This is a genomic window from Streptomyces sp. NRRL S-495 (genome assembly GCF_000966955.1).
Lineage (GTDB): Bacteria > Actinomycetota > Actinomycetes > Streptomycetales > Streptomycetaceae > Kitasatospora > Kitasatospora purpeofusca.
In genome coordinates, this window is sequence record NZ_JZWY01000045.1 from 1 (window position 1) to 2,928 (window position 2,928).

3 protein-coding genes and 1 pseudogene are annotated in these 2,928 nt (G+C 69.1%); 3 read left to right on the forward strand and 1 reads right to left on the reverse strand.

What is annotated here, in order from left to right; translation table 11 throughout:
- The coding region (locus VR45_RS03815; RefSeq protein ID WP_045938250.1) for a hypothetical protein at positions 1 to 392 on the reverse strand (392 nt) is incomplete at its 3' end.
- 396 nt (positions 393 to 788) lie between these two features.
- Between VR45_RS03815 and VR45_RS03820 the strand changes: the two genes are divergently transcribed.
- The 3 genes and pseudogenes from VR45_RS03820 to VR45_RS03830 all read left to right on the forward strand — a co-directional run.
- Positions 789 to 1,409: a heme-copper oxidase subunit III gene (locus VR45_RS03820; protein ID WP_045938251.1), complete on the forward strand. Its 621-nt coding sequence runs from the start codon at positions 789 to 791 to the stop codon at positions 1,407 to 1,409.
- A gap of 187 nt (positions 1,410 to 1,596) precedes the next feature.
- On the forward strand, positions 1,597 to 2,406 hold the full coding sequence (locus VR45_RS03825; protein ID WP_045938252.1) for a c-type cytochrome: 810 nt from the start codon (positions 1,597 to 1,599) through the stop codon (positions 2,404 to 2,406).
- 8 nt (positions 2,407 to 2,414) lie between these two features.
- Positions 2,415 to 2,928: pseudogene (locus VR45_RS03830) on the forward strand (ubiquinol-cytochrome C reductase); the annotation flags it as partial.

Consider the following 2,928-nt stretch of genomic DNA (forward strand, 5'->3'; position numbering starts at 1 on the left):
GCTCGCAGCAGCGTGGCGGCGGCCTCCGCCAGCGCCACCGGGTCCACCGGCTGGGAGATCGCCGCGTCGGCCCGGCTCCAGGCGGCCAGCCAGGAGTCCTGCGGCCGGCCGATCAGCACCAGCACCGGCGGGCAACCGTAGATCTCGTCCTTCAGCTGCCGCGCGAGCCCGAGCCCGCCGGCCGGCACCGCCTCACCGTCCAGGACGCAGAGGTCGACGCCACCCTTCTCCAGCGCCTTGAGCACCGCGGGGGTGGTCGCGCACTCCAGGTAGGCCAGCTCCGGCAGGTCCTCCGCGGGCCGCCGCCCGAGAGCGGTCAGCACCTGCTCGCGGGTGGTTCGGTCGTGGCTGTAGACGAGAACGGTCAGCGTCTCGTCGGTCGTGTACGCCATGGGCCCTGCTCCCTCACGTGTGATCCGGACCACGTTCGCCTCTCCCCGGATGCTACTCCCGATCACCGCCCGCCGAGCCCCTCCCGCGCGATCTCATCCCGACGGCGCCGCCTCCGCGACTGGTCCGGGCGGAGCACGGCGCGTCACCCCAGCCCGCACGGTCCACCCGTACGGCGGACGAGTGGAACTTCCCCTTACCCCCGACGGCACCCGGAAGCCCGTCACGACACGCCGGACAGGGTCCGGACGGGCCCTTCGAGCAACCGTCAGAAAAGGGACACGCCGCTGCTCAGCGGCAGTCCGGACGCTCTGTCGGGCTCCAGGGGGGCATACCGCACGCACCGGACACTCCGAGGGTGACCCCCCGACGTGAAGACGGAATAAGGGACCGACATAATGTCCGTCGTGGCGACAGCAACAGCAGTAGAAACCGGGCACGCGCACGGATCGGTCAACCGGCCGAACATGGTCAGCGTCGGAACGATCGTCTGGCTCAGTTCCGAGTTGATGTTCTTCGCGGCCCTCTTCGCGATGTACTTCACGCTCCGCTCCGTCAAGGGGCCGGAGTTCTGGACCGAGAAGGCGCACGCCCTCAACGTGCCCTTCTCCTCGGTCAACACCACGATCCTGGTGCTCTCCTCGCTCACCTGCCAGCTCGGCGTCTTCGCCGCCGAGCGCGGGGACGTGAAGAAGCTCCGCTCGTGGTTCGTCATCACCTTCGTGATGGGCGCGATCTTCATCGGCGGCCAGATCTTCGAGTACACCGAGCTGGTCAAGAAGGACGGCCTCTCGCTGTCCTCCGACGCGTACGGCACGGTGTTCTACCTGACCACCGGCTTCCACGGTCTGCACGTGACGGGTGGTCTGATCGCCTTCCTGCTGGTCCTGGGACGGACGTACGCAGCCAAGCGCTTCACGCACGAGCAGGCCACTGCCGCCATCGTGGTGTCGTACTACTGGCACTTCGTCGATGTCGTGTGGATCGGCCTGTTCGCGACCATCTACCTGATCAAGTAACCAGCTGATCAGGTCGCTGGCCACCGGCCCCGGGTCCCGCCCTCACCGGCGACGGCCCGATTTCGCCGGTGGCGACGCTCCCACCGACCGACCGCGCGCGCAGCCTTGGACAGGCAGCCTCGTGCCGGCCAGACCGGCCGCCGGGTGCAACCACCAGTCGACCAGATCCTGACACCGGGGTTATTCCGTGAAAAAGCTCTCCGCACGACGGCGCCACCCACTGGCGGCGCTGGTCGTCCTACTTCTCGCCCTGGCGGCAACCGGGGGGCTGTACGCCGCGTTCGCGCCCGCCGGCAAGGCTCAGGCCGACGTGGCGGCGCAGTCGCTCGCGATCGATGAGGGCAAGAAGCTCTTCGCCGTGGGCTGCTCCTCCTGCCACGGCCTGAACGGGCAGGGCAGCAGCGACGGCCCGAGCCTGGTCGGCGTCGGCTCCGCCGCGGTCGACTTCCAGGTGGGCACCGGCCGTATGCCGGCCCAGCAGCCCGGCGCCCAGGTGCCGAGCAAGCCGAACATCTACTCGCAGGCGGAGATCGACCAGCTCGCCGCCTTCGTCGCCTCGCTCGGCCCCGGTCCGGTCACGCCGACCGAGGAGCAGTACACCTCGACCAACCCGGACGACCTGTCCAAGGGTGGCGAGCTGTTCCGCACCAACTGCGCCCAGTGCCACAACTTCGCCGGCCAGGGCGGTGCCCTGACCCAGGGCAAGTACGCCCCGTCCCTGGAGGGCGTGGACGCCAAGCACATCTACGAGGCCATGCAGACCGGCCCGCAGAACATGCCGTCGTTCCCGGACAGCACCATGCCCGAGGAGCAGAAGAAGCAGATCGTGGCCTTCGTCCGCCACACCACCAACGATGAGCCCAACCCCGGCGGTCTCACGCTCGGCAGCCTCGGTCCGGTGACCGAGGGCCTGTTCGGCTGGATCTTCGGTCTCGGCGCGCTCATCGCGGTCGCGATCTGGGTCGCCGCCCACACCACCAAGGCCAAGAAGTCATGAGCCACGACATGTCAGAAGAGAAGCTCCCGGAGTCCCACGGCTCCGCCGGGCACCACGAGGTGGCAGCCCACGGCGATCCGTTCGCCGACCCGGGCCTGCCGGCCCACGAGCCGCGTCGCACCGACATCGACGAGCGGGCCGCCAAGCGGGCCGAGCGCCAGGTGTCGCTGATGTTCGTCGTCTCGATGCTCGCCACGATCGGCTTCATCGCCTCGTACGTGGCCATCGACCCGGACAAGATCGTCTACATCTGGCCGCTGGGCCACGTCAGCGCGCTGAACTTCGCGCTCGGCATGACCCTCGGCCTGGCGCTGTTCCTCATCGGCGCGGGCGCGGTCCACTGGGCCCGCACCCTGATGTCGGACCACGAGATCCCGGCCGAGCGTCACCCGATCGAGGCCGACGACGAGGTTCGCGCCGACGTCATCGAGCAGTTCCGGACCGGTGCCGCCGAGTCCGGCTTCGGTCGCCGCAAGATGATCCGCAACACCCTCATCGGTTCGATGGCCCTGGTGCCGCTGT

Excerpts from the sequence above, each read along its gene's own strand:
- VR45_RS03820 (WP_045938251.1), top strand. The coding sequence starts at position 789 with ATGTCCGTCGTGGCGACAGCAACAGCAGTAGAAACCGGGCACGCGCAC.